Origin of the sequence: Variovorax sp. PAMC28562, assembly GCF_014303735.1 — a bacterium.
Taxonomy (GTDB): Bacteria; Pseudomonadota; Gammaproteobacteria; order Burkholderiales; family Burkholderiaceae_C; genus Variovorax.
Genome location: NZ_CP060296.1, coordinates 1,514,349 through 1,537,947, shown reverse-complemented (window position 1 = coordinate 1,537,947; position 23,599 = coordinate 1,514,349). Strand labels below are relative to the sequence as shown.

General features: G+C 64.1%; 18 protein-coding genes and 1 tRNA gene. 16 read left to right on the top strand and 3 right to left on the bottom strand.

Annotated features, from left to right (window positions below):
- Positions 1 to 18: 18 nt before the first annotated feature.
- A complete protein-coding gene (senA, locus tag H7F36_RS07275; protein ID WP_261802519.1) occupies positions 19 to 1,329 on the bottom strand; it encodes a selenoneine synthase SenA in 1,311 nt (436 codons plus the stop codon).
- A gap of 1 nt (position 1,330) precedes the next feature.
- Here senA and senB point away from each other — a divergent pair, with 1 nt between their 5' ends.
- From senB to H7F36_RS07215, 13 genes are all read left to right on the top strand, one after another.
- Entirely contained in the window at positions 1,331 to 2,299 is a 969-nt protein-coding gene (gene senB / locus H7F36_RS07270; RefSeq protein WP_315971446.1) for a selenoneine biosynthesis selenosugar synthase SenB, read from the top strand.
- A gap of 314 nt (positions 2,300 to 2,613) precedes the next feature.
- Positions 2,614 to 3,030 (top strand): hypothetical protein, encoded by a 417-nt coding sequence (locus tag H7F36_RS22025; RefSeq protein ID WP_222620444.1) that lies wholly within the window; start codon positions 2,614 to 2,616, stop codon positions 3,028 to 3,030.
- A gap of 117 nt (positions 3,031 to 3,147) precedes the next feature.
- The gene (locus H7F36_RS22140; protein ID WP_261802518.1) at positions 3,148 to 3,558 is read left to right on the top strand and encodes a hypothetical protein; all 411 of its coding nucleotides are present in this window, start codon (positions 3,148 to 3,150) and stop codon (positions 3,556 to 3,558) included.
- Entirely contained in the window at positions 3,555 to 4,982 is a 1,428-nt protein-coding gene (locus H7F36_RS07260; protein ID WP_187054044.1) for a TolC family protein, read from the top strand. The genes H7F36_RS22140 and H7F36_RS07260 overlap by 4 nt, the downstream gene beginning before the upstream one ends.
- A gap of 35 nt (positions 4,983 to 5,017) precedes the next feature.
- Positions 5,018 to 6,433, top strand: a complete 1,416-nt coding sequence (locus tag H7F36_RS07255) for a multicopper oxidase family protein (RefSeq protein ID WP_187054043.1) — start codon at positions 5,018 to 5,020, stop codon at positions 6,431 to 6,433.
- Positions 6,434 to 6,478: 45 nt separating this feature from the next.
- Entirely contained in the window at positions 6,479 to 6,985 is a 507-nt protein-coding gene (locus tag H7F36_RS07250; RefSeq protein ID WP_187054042.1) for a plastocyanin/azurin family copper-binding protein, read from the top strand.
- 78 nt (positions 6,986 to 7,063) lie between these two features.
- Entirely contained in the window at positions 7,064 to 7,414 is a 351-nt protein-coding gene (locus H7F36_RS07245; protein ID WP_187054041.1) for a copper-binding protein, read from the top strand.
- 92 nt (positions 7,415 to 7,506) lie between these two features.
- A complete protein-coding gene (locus H7F36_RS07240; protein ID WP_187054040.1) occupies positions 7,507 to 7,896 on the top strand; it encodes a DUF305 domain-containing protein in 390 nt (129 codons plus the stop codon).
- A 72-nt stretch (positions 7,897 to 7,968) separates the two neighbouring features.
- Positions 7,969 to 10,185, top strand: coding sequence for a copper-transporting P-type ATPase (locus tag H7F36_RS07235; RefSeq protein ID WP_187054039.1), 2,217 nt, complete (start codon positions 7,969 to 7,971; stop codon positions 10,183 to 10,185).
- 66 nt (positions 10,186 to 10,251) lie between these two features.
- The gene (locus tag H7F36_RS07230) at positions 10,252 to 10,587 is read left to right on the top strand and encodes a hypothetical protein (protein WP_261802621.1); all 336 of its coding nucleotides are present in this window, start codon (positions 10,252 to 10,254) and stop codon (positions 10,585 to 10,587) included.
- Between the two features lie 77 nt (positions 10,588 to 10,664).
- Entirely contained in the window at positions 10,665 to 11,897 is a 1,233-nt protein-coding gene (locus tag H7F36_RS07225) for a TolC family protein (RefSeq protein ID WP_187054037.1), read from the top strand.
- On the top strand, positions 11,894 to 13,447 hold the full coding sequence (locus H7F36_RS07220) for an efflux RND transporter periplasmic adaptor subunit (RefSeq protein ID WP_187054036.1): 1,554 nt from the start codon (positions 11,894 to 11,896) through the stop codon (positions 13,445 to 13,447). Before H7F36_RS07225 ends, H7F36_RS07220 begins: the two co-directional genes overlap by 4 nt.
- The gene (locus H7F36_RS07215; RefSeq protein WP_187054035.1) at positions 13,444 to 16,599 is read left to right on the top strand and encodes an efflux RND transporter permease subunit; all 3,156 of its coding nucleotides are present in this window, start codon (positions 13,444 to 13,446) and stop codon (positions 16,597 to 16,599) included. Before H7F36_RS07220 ends, H7F36_RS07215 begins: the two co-directional genes overlap by 4 nt.
- Positions 16,600 to 16,792: 193 nt before the next feature.
- On the opposite strand, the gene H7F36_RS07210 is transcribed toward H7F36_RS07215, so the two are convergent.
- Positions 16,793 to 16,867, bottom strand: a tRNA-Arg gene (locus H7F36_RS07210).
- Between the two features lie 18 nt (positions 16,868 to 16,885).
- Entirely contained in the window at positions 16,886 to 17,560 is a 675-nt protein-coding gene (locus tag H7F36_RS07205) for a TetR family transcriptional regulator (RefSeq protein ID WP_187054034.1), read from the bottom strand.
- A gap of 170 nt (positions 17,561 to 17,730) precedes the next feature.
- Between H7F36_RS07205 and H7F36_RS07200 the strand changes: the two genes are divergently transcribed.
- From H7F36_RS07200 to H7F36_RS07190, 3 genes are read left to right on the top strand one after another with little or no spacing between them, the layout of a single operon-like run.
- Positions 17,731 to 19,020, top strand: coding sequence for an efflux RND transporter periplasmic adaptor subunit (locus H7F36_RS07200; protein WP_187054033.1), 1,290 nt, complete (start codon positions 17,731 to 17,733; stop codon positions 19,018 to 19,020).
- Between the two features lie 13 nt (positions 19,021 to 19,033).
- The gene (locus H7F36_RS07195; protein WP_187054032.1) at positions 19,034 to 22,189 is read left to right on the top strand and encodes an efflux RND transporter permease subunit; all 3,156 of its coding nucleotides are present in this window, start codon (positions 19,034 to 19,036) and stop codon (positions 22,187 to 22,189) included.
- A complete protein-coding gene (locus H7F36_RS07190) occupies positions 22,182 to 23,597 on the top strand; it encodes an efflux transporter outer membrane subunit (protein ID WP_187054031.1) in 1,416 nt (471 codons plus the stop codon). The genes H7F36_RS07195 and H7F36_RS07190 overlap by 8 nt, the downstream gene beginning before the upstream one ends.
- Positions 23,598 to 23,599: the final 2 nt, after the last annotated feature.

The window sequence follows — 23,599 nt, the reverse complement described above, 5'->3', positions numbered from 1 at the left end:
AGTCGACGACCCACGCCTTCACCAAGACCGCTGAGGACAGCTGCGAAACCCCGCGAACACATCGTTGCGGTCCGCTGGAAAGAAGTTGCGGTAGCTTGGATGCTTCATGTGCTGCACAGTCGCGAACGATCCTCCGCGCAGCACCGACCGGCCATCGAACCATGGCTGCGAGTAGTCACGGTAGGGGTGCGGGACGAACCCCGAATACGGCTCAAACGGACTCGTAGTCCACTCCCAAACCTCACCCCATTCGAAGACTTCTCCCTGCTCAACAGCCAGTTTCGCAGCGGTTTCCCATTCGGCCTCGGTTGGCAAGCGGCGACCAGCCCAACGGCACCACGCTTCCGCCTCATGGGCAGTGATTTGCACGGCCGGTGCCAACGGATCGACAGGTAACCAACGACCAAACTGAGATCGCTCCCATCCACTTTGCCCGCGCCGCAGATGCAGCGGATGCGTTGCACCGCTGTGCCGCCGCCAATCGCGACCAGCCGGCGTCCAGGTGCTGTCATCTGTGTAGCCGCCGCCGTCGACGAAGGCGAGGAAAGCGTCCCACTTCACCGGCGCCCGATCGATGCTGAACGCAGACACTTCGATGTTTGCAGCGCACAGTTCGTTGTCAAAAGCGAAGCCGGCGTTGTCTACACCGACATGTCGCAGCCCGCCCGGAATGTCCCACGAACCTGAGGCGACTGCCGGGCGCGGCGCGCGACCCGTCATGCCAGGGCCAAGATCGATACCAAGCCGCTGCGCCATGAAGTGCCATGCTTCCCGATGCATGTCTTCATGGAACAGGACGAGCCGAAAGAAGTACAGGTCTTCTTCCTTGGTGCTGCAAACGCGGAGCAAGGTCAGTGTGGCCTCACGCACTGCCGTTAGATAGCTGAGCGTGGCCGCAGGGTCGGGCAGCACAAGTTGCCAGCGCAGGCCATGCGCGACGTTCGACGAGTCGTAGAGCGCATCGGCGCGCGGCAGCACTGATGTGCGTCGTGGTGCGAAAGGATCGCAAGCTAACCCGAGGCCGCGCTCCGTGTTGCGCGACAACCAGAACTCTTCGAACCAGCCGATGTGCCCCAACTCCCAAAGCGGCAAATTCACAGCAGCATCCTGTGCAATCCGAAGGCCATTCGGTCCGAGCCCCCTTTCGAAACCGTCGAACAAGCTCAACAACTGGGTGCGGCCTCGGGTGAGCGCGGCCTCGATCTCAGCGGGTCCGGCCTTGCGCATCGCCTCTGCGCTCGTGAATGTCATGGTGTCGTCCAGGTTGTCCAGGTTGTCCAGGTTGTCCACCGGTATAACCTCGTTCATGGCTCGCCCTTCGCTTTGCATCGTGACACCCGCGCTGGCCAGTTCCAACAACGGCAACTGGCAAACAGCTTTGCGATGGTCAAAGATGTTGCGCGAACATTATCGAATTGCGCTGGTCGATCACTGGGACGGCACGCCGGCCGACGTCATGGTTGCGCTGCATGCGCGACGTTCGGCGGCGTCGATCGAGCGCTGGTGCGGCACCCAACCGCACCAGCCTCTGGCAGTGGTTCTGACGGGCACGGACCTGTACCGGGACATCCAGTTCGATGCGAGCGCACAGCGCTCACTGGCGCTGGCCGACCGGCTGGTGGTGCTGCACGAACGCGCAGTCGACGACCTGCCGGTGCTGTACCGCGACAAAGCCACTGCCTGCTTCCAGTCGACCCGCTCACTGGCACCGCTTCGCAAGCCGCATCGGCATTTGCGTGCGCTGATGGTGGGTCACTTGCGCGCGGAGAAGGCGCCACAGACGTACTTCGGCGCAGCTCGTCGACTCCTTGATCGTCCGGACATCCTGCTGGACCACATCGGCGCCGCGCTGGACCCGGCGTGGAGTATCGAAGCGAAATCGGCGCAGCGAGCATGTCCAGCCTACCGTTGGCTTGGACCCCTGCCGCATGCCGACGCACGCCGCCGCATCCAGGCAGCCCACGTACTGGTGCATCCGAGCGTGATCGAAGGCGGCGCCCACGTGGTGATGGAGGCGGTGTGCAGCGGAACGCCGGTGCTCGCCAGCCGGATCGCGGGAAACATCGGAATGTTGGGGGAGGATTACGGTGGCTATTTCGAACTGGGCGACTCCGCGGCCCTTGCCGCATTGCTGCAACGCTGTCGCGACGAGCCGGCAATGCTCGATCGTCTTGCTGCGCAGTGCGCGTTGCGCGCCCCTCTGTTTGAACCCGCCCTTGAGCAAGCGACCTTGCTCGCCTTGCTACACGCAATGATAGGCAGCAAGACGTCCGGCAAGAATACGGGGCCATATCGATAGCCCCAACACCTTCAATTCGCAAAGCGCATTTACTCCGCGGGCGCAAGCGCCCCTGCGACGTCCCGTCTTCTTTCTTGAAGATTGGATACGCGTCGTTCGGTGCCTGCACGGGCATCACGATCACGTGCACGACGATTTTGAAAGAGGCTCGCACAGCCCCATGGGCACGTGCATACACCGCTTCCGTACAAGCACGCGCACGTGCCGGACGCGCACCATCGGCACGAGCACTGACGCTCCGTGGCTCATGCGATCTAACTTCGACTCAAAAATCGCTTGACCTTGTCACAGTGTCAACGTTCATACTTCAGAGAATGTCGTTTGTTCGAAAACTTCTGCTCTGGGCTGTGATGCTCGCAGTGCCCTTTCAAGGCTATGCGGCTGCGACCATGCAATTCTGCGCAGCGGGTGAAGTACCGGCGATGGCAGAAACAGTTTTGGAGCCTGTCGTACCGCACGAACACGTTAAACCGCAGTCGCACGCGCACGACAGTCGACATGTGGATTCGGCGTCGGATGTCGAGAGCACGCCGCATCATCACGATCAGGCTTCCAGTGACGCCGATTCGGCCCACAAGTGCGGCACCTGCGGGGCCTGCCACTCGGTCGCACTCGTTGGCACCACGCCCGTCGCGATCGCGCCCGCCTTGCCACCTGCGGCAATGGCAGAACCGTTTTCTGCGGTGGCGTCATTGACTCTCCGCGTCCTCGACAAACCTCCTCGCGCCTAACGCGTTCGCCTGGCCGTGGCGTCCCGTCACGGAATCTGCGAACGCTCATGCATCGCCTGCGTCGTGCCCTTTTCGGGCACCACTGACGCACTCCGTTCATGAACTTGCGAGGACGCCATGTTCCATTCATCGTCGGCCGGTCGGCTGGCAGCATTCCGTTTTCTCGCCGCGGCTGCCATGGCAGCTTCGACAACTTTCACCGCCGTCCGCGCTGTGGCTCAGCCTTCGCCTGCCGGCTCCACAACGCCGACAACCTCGACGCCGCCCGTCCTGACCTACAAGTCCGCGCTCGAGGGTTATCAGCCTTTCGCTGACGAAAAGCCCATTCCCTGGAAAGAGGCCAACGAGACGGTCTACCGCCGCGGCGGCTGGCAGGCCTATGCCAAAGAAGCGTCTGGCTCGGGCAACACCGGGGCCGAATCGCCCAAGAGCGGCGCCGCGTTACCCGCTTCGCCGCCAAGCCATTCGATGGCCATGCCAGGCATGCCCGGCATGTCGGGTGCGCCCGCGAAGAAGGACAAGCCATGAAGCGCGCCTTGCGTTTGACGGCCATCGCCCTCGCGGCCGCTTTCCTGGCCGGCTGCGCCTCGGTCGGTATCGACGACGCCCTGAACGACACGAACGCCAACACGCACCAATTCACCGGCGGCAAGCTCGAGCTCAGCCGGACCCAGGAGCAGCGGGATCGCCGCGCGGCGTTGTCTCAGGAATTGCTCGCCAAGCCGCTGTCGCAAAGCGACGCGGTGCAGCTCGCACTGGCCAACAGTCCGTCGGTCCAGGCCCTGATTGCCCAGAGCTGGGGCGACATTGCTGCGGCCAACCAGACCAGCCGGCTGCCCAACCCGATTTTCACGTTCGAGCGCATGCGCCTGAACAGCGAACTCGAGCTCGGACGGCTGTTGTCCTTCGGCCTGGTGGACCTCATCCTGCTGCCGCAGCGTCTGTCGATTTCGAAGGGTCAGGCCAACCAGGCCAAGGTGCAGTTGACCGGGGCCGTTGTCGACCAGGTCACACAGGTCAGGCAGGCCTGGGTCCGCGCGGTGGCTGCCCAGCAGTCGCTGCAGTACGCCGAGCAGGTCAACAAGGCGGCCCAGGCCAGCGCCGAACTCGCGCGCCGGATGCAGCTCATTGGGAACTTCAGCAAGCTCCAGCGTGCACGCCAACAAGTGTTATACGCAGACGCGACGACCCAACTCGCCCTGGCGCAGCACGCCACCACCGCTGCGCGCGAGGAGCTGGTTCGCATCCTGGGTTTGACCGACGAGCAAGCCGCCAAGTTGACCTTGCCCGAACGTCTTCCCGATCTGCCCAAGACGCCGCGCGAGGCGAAGGAAGTCGCGGCCACCGCCACCGAGCAACGCCTCGATGTCCAGCTTGCCCGCGCCCAGCTGGACGTGGCGGGACGATCGCAAGGCCTCAACCTGCTGTCGACCTTCATCGACGTGGAAGTGGGTGGCCGCCGAGACACGGTCTTCGACAACGCGCAAGGCACCAAGAGCACGCGGCGCGGCTTCGAGATCGACATCCGGCTGCCGCTCTTCGACTGGGGTTCAGCTCAACGCGACGCATTGAACGCGCAGTCGCTGGCTGCGGCCAACCGCTACGACGCCACTGTGCGCGGCGCCTCTTCGCAATTGCGCGAGGGGTACTCGGCCTACCGCACGGCTTACGACATCGCGCGGCACTACCGAGACGAAGTCGTGCCGTTGCGTCAGGCGATGGCGGATGAAAACGTGCTTCGCTACAACGGCATGCTGATCGGCGTCTTCGAGCTGCTTGCCGAAGCACGCGACCAGATCTCCAGCGTGACCAACGCGATCAACGCCCAGCAGCAGTTCTGGTTGGCCGATGCCGCGCTCGCGGCTTCGGTGATCGGCAAGCCGACCTCCATGGGCGCCTCGATGGCCAGTGCGAGTGGCGAAGGCGCATCCGCTGGCGGCGCTGCTCATTGAGCGCACTGCTTCGCTCTCTAACCGAATTGACCGACATGACAAACAGACGCAATTTCTTGAGCGGTGCGAGTGCCATCACGGGCGCCCTTGCAGCGGCAGGCGTGAGCAAGGTGGCGATGGCCGCTCTTCCCGAGCCCGTGTTCCAAACCACACCCGACACCATGGCACCGCTGATGCCAACGACCGGACGCCCCTACAACCCCGTGGTCACGCTCAACGGCTGGACATTGCCCTGGCGCATGAACAACGGCGTCAAGGAGTTCCACCTCGTGGCCGAGCCTGTGATGCGCGAGATGGCCCCCGGATTCAAGGCCAATCTCTGGGGCTATAACGGCCAGTCGCCTGGACCGACCATCGAAGTGGTGGAAGGCGACCGGGTGCGGATCTTCGTGACCAACAAGCTGCCCGAGCACACCAGCGTGCACTGGCATGGGCAACGCTTGCCCAACGGCATGGACGGTGTCGCGGGGTTGACCCAACCGCCGATCCGCCCGGGCAAGACCTTCGTCTACGAATTCGTGGCGCGCCGCCCCGGCACCTTCATGTACCACCCGCATGCGGACGAAATGACGCAGATGGCGATGGGAATGATGGGCTTCTGGGTGACGCACCCCAAGGCCGAGCATCCGCTGATCGAGAAGGTCGACCGCGACTTCGTGTTCCTGCTCAACGCGTACGACGTCGAGCCGGGCAGCGCGACGCCAAAGATCATGACGATGCTGGACTTCAATCTGTGGTCCTGGAACAGCCGGATCTTCCCGGGCATCGATTCGCTCAACGTCCGGCTCAACGACAAGGTGCGCATCCGCGTCGGCAATCTGACGATGACGAACCACCCGATGCACCTGCATGGCCATGAGTTCGAAGTCACCGGAACCGATGGCGGCCCGACACCGAAGAGTGCGCGCTGGCCCGAGGTGACGACGGACGTGGCCGTCGGCCAGATGCGCCAGTTCGAGTTCCTCGCCAACGAAGAAGGCGACTGGGCCTTTCACTGCCACAAGAGCCATCACACGATGAACGCGATGGGCCACGAGGTGCCCACGATGATCGGACTGGACCACAAGGACGTTGCCAAACAGATCTCGAACCTGATCCCCGACTACATGGTCATGGGCGAGCGCGGCATGGCCGACATGGCAGAGATGGAGATGCCGATCCCGGACAACACCGCGCGAATGATGACCGGCGAAGGCCCGTTCGGCTCGGTCGAGATGGGCGGCATGTTCAGCGTGGTCAAGGTGCGCAAAAACCAGAAGGCTGGCGACTACGCCAACCCCGGCTGGTTCAAACATCCCAAGGGCACCGTCGCCTACGAACTGGATGGGCCACCGCCGGAGACGCCGCGCCAGCGCGGCGCCGGCGCGGCCGCGATGCCGGCGCAAAACATGCCTGCCAAGAACATCGAAGTCCAGATCCGGAAGCCCGCTGGCGGCCATTCTGGCCACTGACTTTTTTCACTTCCCTCAGACCTTCCAACCTCTCAAAGGAAAACCATGAAACACACCTTCCGCGACACCGCTTTCGCAGCAACGCTCGCTCTGGCCGCAGCCGGCGCTTCAGCTTCGGGTAACCACACCGGAGGTCACAGTCACGATGCCGACGACGCGATCGGTAAGCCCGGGGTGGCTACCAAGTCGACACGCACGATCAACGTCGACATGGCCGACAACATGCGCTTCACACCGGCCGACATCAGCGTCAAGCAAGGGGAGACCGTGCGCTTTGTCATCAGGAATTCCGGCCAGATCAAGCACGAGCTCGTGCTCGGCACGGAGAAGGAGCTCAGGGAGCATTCCGAGGTGATGAAGAAGAACCCCGAGATGGAACACGCTGACGCGAACATGATCACGTTGGCACCCGGCAAGAGCGGCGAAATAGTCTGGCAGTTCACCAAGGCCGGAGAGGTCGACTTCGCTTGCCTGCAGCCGGGTCACTACGACGCTGGCATGAAGGGCGCCGTAACCGTCTCCAACGCCACCGGCAAAACTGTCAGCAAGTAAGCACAACGTCCGGGTCTGTTGTCCTGCTGCTGCGGACCCTCTCATCCCAACAATCAATTGATGCTCAAGGAACTCAAAATGAAAAACATTCGTCTCGCACTCGTCGCTTCTGCGGCCGCGATGCTTTTTTCCGGCATGGCTGCTGCCCAATCGGCCCCGTCCTCTCAAACCACAGTGCAAGGAACGTCCGTTGCCGCTGCAACGTCCGAACTGTCCGAGGGCGAAATCCGCAAGGTCGACAAGGATGGCAAGAAGCTGACCATCAAGCACGGTCCACTCAAGAACCTCGACATGCCGGGCATGACGATGGTTTTCAGCGTCAAGGACGAAGCCGTGCTGGACCAGGTGCAGTCCGGCGAGAAGGTCCGCTTCCTCGCGGAAAAAATCGACGGAAAGATCACCGTCACCAAGATCGAAGCGGCTCGCTGAAATCTCGCTCGGTGCTAAAGCCTGCAAAGCTGCGTCGCTACATACCGCGCAACGGCGCACTGAAATTCAATCGACCCACCAAGGACAACGTTATGAAAAATTCCCACCACAAACTCACTGCGTCGCTTTGTTTCTCTGCGGCGCTCGCGCTGACTTCAGTCGGTGTTGCGCAGGCCCAGCCAGCACCTGCTGCAGCGCCGATGTCGAAGGACCACATGCAGCACGCAGGTGCCGGCTCGGCCGACATGAAGCAATCCATGATGTCCGGCATGGACGGGATGCAGAAGATGCAGATGTCGGGCGACACCGACAAGGACTTCGCCACGATGATGAAGATGCACCATCAGCAGGCTGTCGAGATGGCGCAGATGGAACTGGCGCACGGCAAGTCGCCTGAAATGAAGGCCATGTCTAAAAAGATCATCGCCGCGCAGAAAAAGGAAATCGCCGAGTTCGACCGCTGGCTGGCGAAGCAAAAGTAATCCTGCTTCCGGCGTAGCGGCCAAGTACGGGGTGGCGATTTTGCGCATCTCGATCCATTGAGGAGAGAAGAGATGAACGATCCAGTACTTGAGCACATCGGCGAAGCCAACTTCGGTGAAGCGGCGAGCAAGGCCACGACGCCTGTTCAAGAGCCGACGGTTGTCGGCGCAGACACGATCTACACCTGCCCCATGCATCCGGAGATTCGCCAGGGCCACCCGGGCAACTGCCCCAAGTGCGGCATGACGCTGGAGCCCGAAACCCCGACGCTGGACGAGGGCGAGAACCCGGAGCTGGTCGACTTCACCCGTCGATTCACCTGGACGCTGCCGCTGACCATCGTCGTGACGGTGCTGGCCATGGCTGGCCACCGCCTGCAGTGGTTCGAGATGGCCACGCAAAGCTGGATCGAATTCGCACTCAGCATGCCGATCGTGCTGTGGGCCGGCTGGCCGTTCTTCGTGCGCGCGGTGCAGTCCGTCGTCAACCGCAGTCCCAACATGTGGACCCTCATCGGCCTCGGCACTTCGGCGGCCTTCATCTACAGCGTCGTGGCCACCGTGGCGCCGGGCGTGTTTCCGGCGGCCTTCGTGTCGATGGGCCGCGTCGCGGTCTACTTCGAAGCGGCTGCCGTCATCATTTCCCTGACCCTGCTCGGCCAGATACTCGAACTCAAGGCGCGCTCGCAGACCTCGGCGGCCATCAAGTCCCTGCTCGGCCTCGCGCCCAAGACCGCGCGCCGCATCGATGCCGCGGGGGCTGAAGAAGACATCCCGCTGGCTCACGTCCACGTCGGCGACACGCTGCGCGTGCGGCCCGGCGAGAAGGTACCGGTCGACGGCATCGTGATCGAAGGGTCGAGCGCGGTAGACGAATCGATGCTGACAGGAGAACCGCTGCCGGTGACAAAGCGGCCCGGCGACAAGCTGATCGGCGCAACGCTCAACACCAACGGCGCGATCGTGATGCGCTCCGAGCGCGTCGGGTCGCAGACCGTGCTGGCCAGCATCGTGCAGATGGTGCTGCAGGCACAACGCTCCAGGGCGCCGATGCAGCGGATGGCGGATCGGGTCGCCCGATATTTCGTCGTCACGGTCATCAGCATCGCGCTGCTGACCTTCGTCGTCTGGGGCCTGGTCGGACCCGAGCCGAGCTGGGTCTATGGCCTGATCAACGCGGTCGCTGTGCTCATCATCGCCTGCCCCTGCGCGCTGGGGTTGGCCACGCCGATGTCCATCATGGTGGCGACCGGCAAGGCCGCGACGCAGGGCGTGTTGTTCCGCGATGCCGCGGCGATAGAGAACTTCCGCAAGGTCGACACGCTGATCGTCGACAAGACCGGCACGCTGACCGAAGGCAAGCCGACGTTCGAGCGAGCGGTCGCGGCACCCGGCTTCACCGAAGAAGACGTGTTGCGACTCGCTGCGAGTCTCGACCAGGGCAGCGAACACCCGCTGGCCGACGCCATCGTGCGTGCGGCGAAGGCGCAAAAGCTGGACCTGGAGAAGGCAGACAGCTTCGAATCGGCGAGCGGCATCGGCGTGAGCGGCAGCGTCGGCGGGAAGAAGCTGGCACTCGGCAACACGGCGTTGATGACGCAGTTGGGCGTGGCAGTCGATGGTTTGTCAGCGCAGGCCGAATCGTTGCGCGTCGAAGGCGCCAGCGTGATGTTCCTCGCGGTGGACGGCAAGGCCGCAGGCTTGCTGGCCGTTTCCGACCCGATCAAGGCCACGACCGTCGAAGCACTGGCGGCACTCAAGGCGTCGGGCCTGCGCGTGATCATGGCGACCGGCGACGGATTGACCACCGCCAAAGCGGTTGCGGCCCGGCTGGGCATCGACGAAGTCCATGGTGAGGTCAAACCCGCCGACAAGCTGGCGCTGGTCGACAGACTGCAGCGCGAAGGCCGCATCGTCGCGATGGCCGGCGACGGCATCAACGACGCACCGGCACTGGCCAAGGCCGACGTCGGCGTTGCCATGGGAACCGGGACCGATGTGGCGATGAACAGTGCGCAAGTGACGCTGGTGAAGGGCGACTTGCGTGGCATCGCGCAAGCGCGCGTCATCTCCGACGAAACCATTGCCAACATGAAGCAGAACCTGGGCTTCGCGTTCGTCTACAACGCGCTCGGCGTGCCGCTGGCAGCGGGTGTTCTGTTTCCGTTCACTGGATGGCTGTTGTCTCCGATGATCGCGGCGCTGGCGATGAGCCTGAGTTCGGCCTCGGTCATCTTCAATGCGCTGCGGCTGAGGCGGGCGGCGCCTTCTGCAGCAAGGGCGTCCTGACGCTACACTGCGCCGAACATGCGTCGCCTCCGCCCACTTCATCGCTTCGCCATCGCGTTCTTCGTGATGGTCTCGGTGGTGTTTTCGCAAATGGCACTCGCAGGTTATGTCTGCCCGGGCTTGGACAATGCCGAAGCGATGGCACAGGCAATGGCCGATGGCGCGCCGTGTGAAGGCATGGACACTGCGCAACCCGTGCTTTGCCATCAACATGCCGCCGACGCCTCCCAGTCTTTCGAAAAGGCGAAGGCAGCCACGCCGTCTCTTCCTGCCGTGGTGCAGGTGCTGGTGGTTCCGCCGCTTCTGCTCGCTGACGTCCACGGTCTGCCGTTGCAGAGCGCGCTCGAGCCGCGGCCTCCTCCCGATCCCGTCTTTCTCGCGACACGCAGACTCCGCGTCTGACATCTCCGCCGACCTGACCGGTGCTGGCGCGACCCGTTCGCGCGCCAGCGACTTTCTCGTTCGTCTGCGGAGTCTCCATGCCCCTTCCTTTTCTGCGCGCCGCCTTGCTGCTTGCCGCATCGCTTCCTTTCATGGCGGCAGCGGCGCCGCTGTCTCTCGACACGGCCTTGCAGTTGGCCGTCGAACGCTCGGAGGCCGCACGTGCGTCCCGTGCCGGCGTCCTCAGTGCCACCGAAGCGGCGCGAACGGCGAGCCAGCTGACCGACCCGGTGCTTCGGGTCGGCGTCGACAACCTCCCCTTCACAGGCCCGGACCGCTTCAGCACCACACGCGATTCCATGACGATGAAGCGCATCGGCATCAGCCAGGAATGGCTTTCGGCCGACAAGCGTGCCGTGCGTGAGGCTGCAGCCAATGCGGCTACCGCGCGCGAGACGACGATGGCAGGCGCCTCGATCGCCGCGACACGGCTCCAGACGGCGCTGGCTTATGCGGATGCTTTCTATGCAGGTCAGATGCTGACCCTCACCACGCTGATGGAACATCACGCCCATGAGGAACTCGAGGCGTCGCGTGCGCGGCTGTCGTCTGCCGCCGGCAGCAGCCAGGAAGTGCTTTCGCTGACCGGCGCAAAGGGAAGCTCCGAGGACGAGTCCGCCGATGCGAGGCAGCAGCAGAACGCCGCACGGCTCGCACTGCAACGCTGGGTCGGCGTGATGCCGGAGGCGCTGGCGCCGATACCCGCCGAGCCGCCACTCAGCGAAGAGGCCTACGTGGCCCGACATCCTTCGGTCGTCGCGATGCAGCGTGAGATCGAGGTTGCGACGCAAGCGGCTGCGGTGGCCGGCGCCAACCGCAAACCGAACTGGACATGGGAAGTCGCCTACGGCCAGCGTACGGGGTACTCGGACATGGTGTCGTTCGGCGTGAGCATCCCGCTCCAGGTATCTCCCGGCGAACGCCAGGACCGGGAGACGGCGTCCAAGCTCGCGTTGGTGGACAAAGCGGAAGCCGAACTGGCCGAGGCCAGGCGCGCTGCAACGGCCGAATACCTGACCCTGCGCAGTGACGCCGGGCGCCTGCAGCAACGCATCGAGCGCTACCGCGTGAGCGTCGTGATTCCGGCCGGGCAACGAACGGCGGCTGCGACCGCGGCCTATCGCTCCAACCAGGCCCCGCTCGCAACGCTCTTCGAGGCACGCCATGCGGAAGTCGAAGTGCAGCGCAAGCTGCTCACGCTGCAGCGAGAGCTCGCGCGGTCGCAGCTTCAATTGGCCTTCCGTCCGCTGACCGACGAGGTGGCTCCATGAAAAAATCAAACCTCATCACGCTGTCGATCCTCGGTGCCTTGGTGCTCGTCGCAGTCGCCGCGGTCGCCTTCTACGCGGGCCGCAGCACTGGCCAGGGTCACGAAGACGCCATGCCTTCCACGATGGCGCCCACGGGCTCTGAAGGACGCAAGGTTCTGTACTGGCACGACCCGATGGTGCCCGGGCCCCGCTTCGACAAGCCCGGCAAGTCGCCGTTCATGGACATGCAACTCGTGCCGATGTACGCGGACAGCGCGGCGGGCGCATCGGGCGGCGGCGTGAGCATCAGCCCGTCGGTGCAACAGAACCTCGGCATCCGGCTCGCGAAAGTACGACGCGCTGACGTCTCCTCGTCGTTCGACGCCATCGGCGCAGTGCAGTTCGACGAGCGCCTGAGCGTGTCGGTGCAGAGCCGTGTCGCCGGCTTCGTGGAGCGACTGTGGGTGCGTGCGCCGATGGAGCGCGTGCGCAAGGGGCAACCTCTCGCGACCCTCTTCGCGCCTGAATGGCTGGGGCCGCAAAACGAGTTGCTCGCGCTCCAGCGCACCGGCGTTTCACCGGACCTCATCGCAGCAGCCCGGGAGCGGATGCAGGCAATGTCCATTCCCGCGGACCTGATCCGCCAGAGCGAGAAAGCCGGAACCGCGCAAGCGCGCTACGTGCTGACCGCGCCAGCCAGCGGCGTGGTTGCCGAACTCGGCGTGCGCGAGGGCGTGGCCGTCACGCCGGGCCTGACGCTCTTCAGGATCGCCGGCCTCGAAAAGGTCTGGGCAGTGGCGGAAATCCCGGAGACGCAGGCCGGGCGTCTGAAGCCAGGACAGAAAGTGAAAGCCGTTCTGCAGGCCGATGCATCGCAGTCGTTCGAAGGCGAGCTGAAGGAGATCCTGCCCGAGGTCAGCACCGCCACACGCACCCTGAAGGCCCGCTTTGAAGTCGACAACGCCAAGGGCCAGTTGACACCCGGCATGCTGCTGCGTCTGCAGGTCGCAGGCGGCAGCAGCACGCGAATTGTCGTGGCGTCTGAGGCTGTCATTCGCACAGGCAAGCGCGCCGTCGTCATCGTGCGCAAGGACACGGGTGCGTTCGAGCCGAGGGACGTGTCGCTGGGCATGGATCTGGGCGACGACATCGAGGTGCTTCAAGGACTGTCCGACGGCGAGCAGGTCGTCGCCAGTGGTCAGTTCCTGATCGATTCGGAAGCGCGCTTGCGCTCGGTGCTGGGCAGCATGGCGTCACCGGCTTCAGCCACTGCGGCTGCGCCAACTGCCAGTGCTTCGACGTCTTCGGCAGCTTCACCGGCGACGGTTGCCGCAACCCATCGCGGGGAAGGCAAGGTCGAGAGCGTGGACTCGGACGGCATCACCATTTCGCACGGACCGGTTGCCACGCTCAAGTGGCCGGCGATGACGATGGGCTTTGCCAAGCCGACGCCGACCGCCTTTCCGGACATCCAACCCGGCGACCGGATTCGCTTCGAGTTCAAGGAGGGCGGGCCGACGGGCTACGAGCTTGAGTCGGTGGAGCGCCTGCAGCCGGCATCCAAGCCATGATCGCAGCGCTCATCCGCTGGTCGATCGACAACCGCTTCCTGGTGTTGATCGCGACGCTCTTTCTGGTCGCGGCGGGTCTGTGGTCGGTCGTGCACACGCCGCTCGATGCACTGCCCGATTTGTCGGACACCCAGGTGATCATCCGCACCCCCTACCCGGGCAAGGCGCCGCAGGTGGTCGAAGACCTGGTCACTTACCCGCTGACCACGACCATGCTCAGCGTGCCCGGCGCGAAGACGGTGCGCGGCTACTCGTTCTTCGGGGACTCGTTTGTCTATGTCCTGTTCGAGGACAAGACCGATCCGTATTGGGCACGTTCCCGCGTCGTCGAATACCTCAACCAGGTGCAAAGCAAACTGCCCTCAGGCGCCAACGCTTCCTTGGGGCCGGATGCCACGGGCGTGGGCTGGGTCTACGAGTACGCGCTGGTCGACCGCACGGGCCAGCGAGACCTCGGCCAGCTTCGCGCGCTGAACGACTGGTTTCTCAAGTTCGAGCTGAAGACGGTGCCGGACGTGGCCGAGGTCGCCAGCATCGGCGGCATGGTTCGGCAGTACCAGGTGGTGCTCGATCCGGACCGCATGCGCGCGCTGGGCATCACGCAGGCCACGGTTGTCGATGCCTTGCGCAATGCCAACCAGGCCAGCGGTGGCTCGGTGGTCGAGTTGGCCGAAGCCGAGTACATGGTGCGCTCGCGCGGCTTCCTTCAGTCGATGGAAGATTTCCGGACCATCCCGCTTGCAATGACGGGCGCCACGCCGGTGCTGTTGCGCGATGTGGCGACGGTCCAGGTCGGGCCGGAAATGCGCCGCGGCATTGCGGAACTGGATGGCGAAGGCGAAGTGGCCGGGGGCGTGGTGATCATGCGTTCCGGCAAGAACGCGCGCACCACGGTCCAGGCCGTCAAGGACAAGCTGGCCGCGTTGAAGTCGAGCTTGCCGGCCGGCGTCGAGATCGTGCCGACCTATGACCGCTCGCTGCTGATCGATCGCGCAGTCGACAACCTGCGCTTCAAGCTGATGGAGGAATTCATCGTGGTCGCGTTGGTTTGCGCCGTCTTTTTGTTCCATCTGCGCTCGGCGCTGGTGGCCGTGGTCGCGCTGCCTGTTGGGGTGCTGGCCGCCTTCATCGTCATGCACTGGCAAGGCGTCAACGCCAACATCATGTCGCTCGGAGGCATCGCGATCGCCATCGGCGCCATGGTGGACGGCGCCATCGTCATGGTGGAAAACGTGCACAAGCATCTGGAGGCTTTCGAGACGCAGCGAGACAGGCAGCCGACTGTTGCGGAGCGATGGCAGTTGGTCACCGCAGCCTCGGTCGAAGTCGGACCGGCGTTGTTCTTCTCGCTGCTGGTGATCACGCTGTCTTTCGTGCCGGTGTTTTCACTCGAAGCGCAGGAGGGCCGACTGTTCGCACCGCTTGCATTTACCAAAACCTACGCCATGGCAGCGGCTGCGGGCCTGTCGGTCACGCTGATCCCGGTGCTGATGGGCTACCTGATCCGCGGTCGCATTCCGCACGAGTCGGCCAACCCGGTCAATCGTTTTTTGATGGCGGTTTACCGGCCCGCGCTCGAGCTGGTGCTGCGGTTTCCGAAGGCGACGCTTGTCCTTGCCGCCCTGCTGCTCGCATTGACCGTCTTGCCAGTGATGCGCTTGGGCGGCGAGTTCATGCCGCCGCTGGACGAAGGCGACCTGCTGTACATGCCCTCCGCGCTTCCTGGACTGTCGGTTTCCAAGGCGGGCGAGTTGCTACAGCAGACCGATCGGCTCATCAAGACGGTGCCCGAAGTGGCGCGCGTCTTCGGCAAGGCCGGTCGTGCAGACACCGCCACCGATCCTGCCCCACTCGAGATGTTCGAGACCACCATTCAGTTCAAGCCGAAGGACCAGTGGCGCGCCGGCATGACGCCCGACAAGCTGGTCGAAGCGCTGGACCGCGCAGTCAAGGTACCGGGCCTGTCGAATGTCTGGGTGCCCCCCATCCGCAACCGGATCGACATGCTGGCCACCGGTATCAAGAGCCCCGTGGGGGTGAAGGTCGCCGGCACGGATCTCGCCACCATCGACTCGTTGACGACGCAGATCGAGGCGGCCGTCAAAGGCGTGCCCGGCGTATCGTCGGCGCTGGCGGAGCGACTGACCGGCGGCCGCTACATCGACGTCGATGTGGACCGAGCCGCTGCGGCGCGCTACGGACTGTCGGTGGCGGATGTGCAGGCAGTGGTGTCGACGGCGATCGGCGGCGACAACGTCGGCGAGGTCGTCCAGGGCCGCGAGCGTTACCCCATCAACGTGCGCTACCCGCGGGAGATCCGCGACTCGCTGGAGGGACTGCGTGATCTGCCCTTCGTGACGGCACGGGGTGCCACGGTGTTGCTGCGCGATGTGGCGAAGATCAGCATCGCCGACGGACCGCCGATGCTGCGCAGCGAAAACGCGAGACTGTCGGGCTGGGTGTATGTCGACGTTCGCGGTCGTGACTTGCGCTCTGCCGTCAACGACATGCAGGCGGCAGTCGCCAAGTCGGTCAAAACGCCAGCGGGTTATGCGGTGTCGTGGTCCGGCCAATTCGAATACCTCGAACGTGCCACCGAGCGATTGAAGCTGGTCGTGCCGGTCACACTGGCCGTCATCTTCGTGCTGCTCTATCTGCTCTTCAAGTCGTTCAGCGATGCGGCGCTGGTCATGGCGGCGGTGCCGTTCTCGCTCATCGGCGGCTTCTGGTTGGTGTGGGCACTGGGCCACTCGATCTCGGTGGCGACGGCGGTGGGGTTCATCGCCCTGGCAGGAGTTGCCGCAGAGTTCGGCGTCGTGATGCTGGTCTATCTGAAGAACGCCTTGCAGCGTCGCCTCGACGCAGGCGAACCTATGAACGACGAAACCCTCCTGGCCGCGATCCGTGAGGGCGCCGTACTGCGCGTGAGACCCAAGGCGATGACGGTGGCGGTCGTCATGGCGGGCCTGCTGCCGATCCTGTGGGGCACCGGCACCGGCTCCGAAGTCATGACGCGCATTGCCGCGCCGATGGTCGGCGGCATGGTGACCGCACCGTTGCTCAGCATGCTGGTCGTGCCGGCTGCCTGGTATCTGTTGCATCGACGGGTGCGCGTCAACACTGCACCTCGCCCAACTCATCCACCCCGTTGAGATACCGGAGCTATGCAATGAAAACCTATTTGCTTTTGGCCATCGCGCTGCTCGTCGCTTCTTCAGTGGCCAACGCACAGAAATCGATGGAGGGCATGTCGATGCCAGCGGGGCCGACGAAATTTGCGACGAAGCCGGTGGGTCTATTGGCCGATGCGGAGCAGACGCAGCAACCCTCGAACGACCTTTCATTTGGTCCCGTCGCCTGGAATCGAACCAGGATCTCAGCCTTCGGAGGGCCGAATTCTATCCGTTGAAATACGACGAGTGAGCCGCTGATTATCGCCTATCGGGCGAGCGATTCGAGAGCGATCGGATCGGCCGACGGATCGATCCGCGCACCGGTGCGATCGAAGCCCAGCCCCGACAGGTACACGTTGAAGGTGCGTCGGCCGACGCTCATCAGCGCAAAGGCTTCTGGGTCGAGCAACCAGTTGTGAATCAAGCCGCTGATGAGCGCATGCAGGCCCTGGGCTGCTGTGCTTGCCGGCAACGACAGTTTGATTTGGGCGCGACGCGCGGCAAGCCGCAAGGCCTTTTCGAAATCGGCCACGCAACTGTTACGCGCCTCGAGATGGCGCAATCGCACCGATGCCATTTCGCCGACGTACTCGACTTTTTGCGTTGCCACTTCGAAGACGCGACGCGCCTGCGGGTCGGTCGTTACCAGCCGCAAAGCCACGATCATTCCTGCCTCGATGACAGCCAGCGGATCGACCGCGGGCGCGGCAGAAAAGCGCGTGGCGTTTTCCATCGGAAGTTTCACGCGCTCCATCATGGCGTTGAACAGATCGGCCTTGTCCTTGAAATGCCAGTACACGGCGCCGCGCGTGGCGCCCGCCTGCTCTGCGATCTGTTGCAAGGAGGTCCGTGATACCCCTTGCGACTGAAACAGTATTTCGGCAGCATCGATCAGTCGATGCCGGGTAGCGAGGGCCTCTTCCTTGGTACGGCGTGCCAAAACTGTCTCCTGAAGTGTGTAGATTCGGGGCTGAAACCGGTTCCCGACTATACATCCACGAATGTATGTAAACTCCGCAGCTGCCGATCGGTTGCAGTGGCGGCATGGTTTTTGCGCGAGTCCTGCATTTGGCCTCCTCTTCTTTGTCTGCCGTCCTCCGAAGGAATCGCATGCCCGTCTTGCATGTTTCTCACCGCCCGTCATCCACATGGCGCGTTGTTGTCACAGCCGCCGCCGCTGCGGCCCTTCTGTCGCTCGCTGCCTGCGGCAAGGGCGATGCGCCCGCGGCTGGCGGTACGCCGGGTGGCGGAGGCGCCAAGCCGCCGCCACCTGAAGTGGGTGTGGTGATCGCGACGCCCGGCAATGTCGGCCTGGTGACCGAGCTTCCGGGTCGGCTCGAAGCCTCGCGCATCGCCCAGGTCCGGGCCCGCGCGGCCGGCATCCTGCAAGAGCGACTGTTCAAGGAAGGCAGCGATGTGAAGGCCGGCCAGCCTTTGTTCCGCATCGATGCAGCGCCCTACACGGCTGCAGCGCAGAGCGCGCAGGCAGGTCTTGCGCGCGCTGAAGCCAACGCGGTGCAGGCCAAGGCGCTGGCCGATCGCTACAAGCCGCTGGTCGAAGCCAACGCCGTCAGCAAGCAGGAATACGCCAACGCAGTCGCATCGCAAAAGACTGCCGAAGCCGATGTGGCCGTCGGTCGCGCTTCGGTTGCGACCGCGAAGATCAACCTCGGCTACGCCGCGGTGACGGCCCCGATCTCGGGCCGCATCGGCCGTTCGCTCGTCACCGAAGGGGCGCTGGTCGGGCAAGGCGATGCCACGCAATTGGCGGTGATCCAGCAGATCAATCCGATGTACGTCAACTTCACGCAATCGGCCACCGATGTGCTGAAGCTGCGCCGCGCCATGCAGGAAGGGCAGTTCAAGCGTGTCGGCGACACCAACGCGGCCAGCGTGCGCGTGGTGCTCGAAGACGGCACCGAATACGCGTTGCCCGGCAAGCTGCTGTTCACCGATTTGACGGTCGACTCGACCAGCGGCCAGGTCACCTTGCGCGCCGAAATCCCCAACCCGACGGGCGATCTGCTGCCCGGCTTGTATGTGCGCGTGCGCATCGAGCAAGCCCAGATGAGTAACGCCATCGCCATTCCCCAGCAGGCCGTGACGCGCACACAGACGGGCGACACCGTGTCGATCGTCGATGCCGAAGGCAAGATCACCAAGCGTCCCGTGAAGATCAGCGCGGCAAAAGACAACCAGTGGATCGTGCTCGATGGCCTCAAGGCAGGCGAGCAGGTGATGGTCGACGGTTTCCAGAAACTGCAGATGTTGCCGCCCGGCACGCCGGTGAAGGCGGTGCCGTGGACGGCGCCAACGGCTGCAGCGGGCGGCAGTGCACCGGCTGCCACACCCGCTGCACCCGCTGCACCGGCTTCTGCGGCTTCCGCCGCGAAGTCGTAAGGAGCGAGCCCGCATGGCCAAGTTTTTTATCGAACGCCCGATCTTCGCGTGGGTGATCGCGCTGTTCGTCATCGTGATGGGCAGCGTGGCGATCACGCAGCTTCCGATCTCGCAATATCCGCCGGTGGCGCCTCCCGCCATCGTCGTGACCACTGCCTATCCGGGCGCATCGGCACAAACGCTCGAAGACAGCGTGCTGTCGGTGATCGAACGCGAAATGAACGGTTCGCCCGGGCTGATCTACATGGAATCGGTGGCGCAAGCCGATGGCACCGGCACCATCACGATCACCTTCGAGACCGGCACCAATGCCGACCTGGCGCAGGTCGACGTGCAGAACCGTTTGTCGCGTGCCACGCCGCGTCTGCCTGCCGCAGTGACGCAACAAGGCGTGCGCGTCGACAAGTCGCGCAACAACTTCCTGCTGTTCACCATCCTGTCGTCTGACGATCCCAAGGTCGATCCGATCGCGCTGGGCGACTACGCCTCACGCAACGTGCTGCCCGAATTGCAGCGCGTTCCGGGCATCGGCCAGGCCCAGTTGTTCGGCACCGAGCGCGCCATGCGCGTGTGGATCGACCCGGCCAAGCTGCAGGGCTATTCGCTGTCGGCGGCCGACGTCAACGCGGCCATTCGCGCACAGAACGCGCAAGTGTCTTCTGGCTCGATCGGCGACCTGCCGAACATCACCGGCCAGAGCATTGCCGCGACTGTGCTGGTCACCGGCCAGCTCAGCACCGTGGAGCAATTCGGCAACATCGTGCTGCGAGCCAACACAGATGGCTCGGCCGTTCGCCTGAAAGACGTCGCCCGCATCGAGCTCGGCGGCCAGGCTTATTCGACCTCGGCACGGCTGAACGGTCAGCCTGCGGTGGGTATCGGCGTCCAGCTGGCACCCAGCGGCAACGCGCTGCAATCTGCCAAGGCCATCCGCGCCAAGATGGCCGACTTGGCCAAGTACTTTCCGCCGGGTGTGAAGTGGAGCATCCCGTACGACAGCTCGCGCTTCGTCAGCATCTCCATCACAGAAGTGGTCAAGACGCTGCTCGAAGCCATCGCGCTGGTGTTCGTCGTGATGTTCCTGTTCCTGCAGAACTGGCGCTACACGATCATTCCGACGATCGTCGTGCCGATCGCGCTGCTCGGCACCTTTGCCACGCTGCTGGGTCTGGGCTATTCGATCAACGTGCTGACCATGTTCGGCATGGTGCTGGTGATCGGTATCGTGGTGGACGATGCCATCGTGGTGGTGGAGAACGTCGAACGCATCATGACCGAGGAGGGGCTGCCGCCGCTCGAAGCAACACGCAAGGCCATGGGGCAGATCTCGGGCGCCATCATCGGCGTGACCGTGGTGCTGATCTCGGTCTTCGTGCCGCTGGCATTTTTTGCCGGCTCGACCGGCAACATCTATCGCCAGTTCGCTGCGGTGATGGTCGCGTCGATCGGCTTCTCCGCCTTCATGGCGTTGTCGCTGACACCGGCGCTCTGCGCCACGCTGCTCAAGCCGGTCGACGAAGGGCACCATGAAAAGCGCGGCTTCTTCGGCTGGTTCAACCGCAGCTTCAACCGCACGGCAAAGGGCTACGAGAGCGTTGTCGCGCGCATGCTGAAACGCGCTGCGCGCTACCTCGTCATCTACGTGGCAATCGTCGCTGCGGTGATCGTGGTGTTCCGCGGTTTGCCGACTTCATTCCTGCCGCAGGAAGACCAAGGCAACATCATCGTGAACGTGCAGCTGCCGCCTGGCGCGACGCAAGACCGCACGCTGGACGTCATGAAGCAGGTCGAGGGCTATATCCTGAAGCAGCCTGAGGTGCAGAGCATGGTCGGCGTGCTGGGCTTCAGCTTCTCGGGCCAGGGCCAAAACGCCGGCCTCGCCTTCGTCACGCTGAAAGACTGGGACCAGCGCAAGGAAGCCGGCCAGTCGGCGGATGCGCTCGCCGGTCGCGCCTTCGGTGCGCTGTCGAAGATTCGCGACGCCTTCATCTACCCGTTGAGCCCGCCGCCCATCCCCGAGTTGGGGAATGCCAGTGGCTTCACCTTCCGGCTGCAAGATCGCAGTGGCGCGGGTCACGAAGCGCTCATCAACGCCCGCAACCAGATGCTCGGCATGGCGTCGCAGAACAAGCTGCTGTCGCAGGTACGGCCCGACGGCCTCGAAGACGCGCCGCAGTTGCAGATCGACATCGACCGCGACAAGGCGAGCGCGCTGGGCGTGAGCTTCGACGCGATCAACACGACCTTGTCGACCGCGCTCGGTTCAAGCTACATCAACGACTTCCCGAACCGGGGTCGCCTGCAGCGCGTGGTGGTGCAAGCCGACGCGCCGGCACGGATGCAGCCGCAAGACCTGCTCAAGCTCAACGCGAGCAACGCTCAGGGCAACCCGGTGCCGCTGTCGACCTTCGCGACGACGCGCTGGGTCAACGGTGCGCAGCAAACGGTGCGCTACAACGGCTATCCGGCGGTGCGCATTTCGGGCTCGGCGGCCCCGGGCAGCAGTTCGGGCGCGGCGATGGAAGAGATGGAAAAGATGGCCGCGAAATTGCCGCCAGGCTTCGGCTACGAGTGGACCGGCCAGTCGCGTGAAGAAAAACTCGCCGGCTCGCAAGCCATCGTCCTGTACGGCTTCGCGATCCTGGCGGTGTTCCTGTGCCTGGCCGCGCTGTACGAAAGCTGGTCGATTCCGCTGGCGGTGATTCTGGTGGTGCCGTGCGGCGTGCTGGGCGTGCTGCTGGCCACCATGTTCCGCTCGTATTCGAACGACGTGTACTTCCAGGTCGGCTTGATCACCATCATCGGTTTGTCGGCCAAGAACGCGATTCTGATCATCGAGTTCGCCAAGGATCTTCAGGCCCAGGGCAAGGGCGTCGTCGAGTCAGCACTGGCTGCAGCGCACCTGCGGTTCCGGCCCATCATCATGACCTCGCTGGCCTTCGGCCTCGGCGTGCTGCCACTGTTTCTGGCGACCGGCGCGGGCTCGGCGAGCCAGCGCGCCATCGGCACCGGAGTGCTCGGCGGCATGATCACCGGCACCGGCTTGGCGGTGTTCTTCGTACCCCTCTTTTTCGTGATCGTGCGCGGTTTCTTCAAGGGCAGCAAACGACAGCAAGAACTCCAGGCGCGCATTGCCGCACCCGTCGGCGGAGCAGAAACCCATGAATAAAAAATTGCTTCTGACAGGCATCGCGACGGTGGCGATGCTACTGGCGGGCTGCTCGCTGGCACCCAAGTACGAACGCCCGGCAGCGCCGGTGGCAACCGTGTTCCCGGGCGATCCGTCGCAACCGTCAGGGTTGTCGGCCGCCTCCGTGCCGTGGCAGGAGTTCTTCACCGACCCGCGGCTGACGAAACTCATCGATCTGGCGCTGGCCAACAACCGTGATCTGCGCGTGTCGGCGTTGAACATCGAGCAGGCCCGTGCGCAGTTCCGCATCCAGCGCGCGGCGTTGTTTCCTGCGGTGGGCGTGTCTGCCAGCGGCTCGCGCTCGCGGCCCAATCCGTTTGGCGCGATCAGCGCGAGCGCCCCGAGCGTCTCGTCCAGCTATGCGGTCAATCTCGGCATCACCGCCTGGGAGATCGATTTCTTCGGCCGCATCACCAGCCTGAAAGATGCGGCGCTAGCGCAATACCTCGCCACCGAAGAATCGCGCAAGGCAGCACAGATCAGCCTGATCGGCGCGGTTGCTCAGGGCTGGCTCACGCTGCTGGCCGACGACGAACTGCTGGAGCTCACACGCCAGACGCTCGGCACGCGCGACGAATCGGTGCGGCTGACCAAGCTGCGCTTCGACAACGGCGTGTCGTCTGAAATCGACTTCCAGCTGGCCAACTCGCTGGCAGAAACCGCCAAGGCTTCGTACGCACAGCAGCAACGCCTGCGCATGCAGGACGAGAACGCGCTGGTGCTGTTGCTCGGCGCGCCGATGCCACCCGAAGCGATGACCGGTGCCGGCGCCAACAAGCTCGACAGCGTGAAGTCGATTCCGGATGTGCCGGCAGGCCTGCCATCCGACCTCCTTGCGGAGCGGCCCGACATCCGCGCGGCCGAGCAACAACTGCTCGCAGCCAACGCCAACATCGGTGCGGCACGCGCGGCGTTCTTTCCGCGGATCTCTCTGACCACGTCGATCGGCACGGTCAGCAGCCAGTTCTCGGGGTTGTTCGACAGCGGCTCGAAGGCATGGTCGTTCGCACCGCAGCTCTCGTTGCCGATCTTCAATGCCGGCGCCAACATCGCGGGCCTCGATTCGGCCAAGGCCGGCCGTGACATCGCCGTGGCGCAGTACGAGAAGAGCATCCAGTCGGCCTTTCGCGACGTGGCGGATGCACTTGCCGGACGCGCCACGCTCACCGAGCAATTGCGGGCACAGCGCGCGCAAGCAGACGCCGAAGGCATTCGCTTCAAGCTGTCGGACCTGCGCTACCGCAACGGCATTGCCAGCGCGCTCGACCTGCTCGATGCGCAGCGCTCGCAATTCGCGGCGCAGCAGGCGACGGTGCAGGCACATTTGCTCCAGTTGCAAAACCAGGTGGTGCTCTACAAAGCGCTCGGCGGGGGCTGGAAGGAATAAGG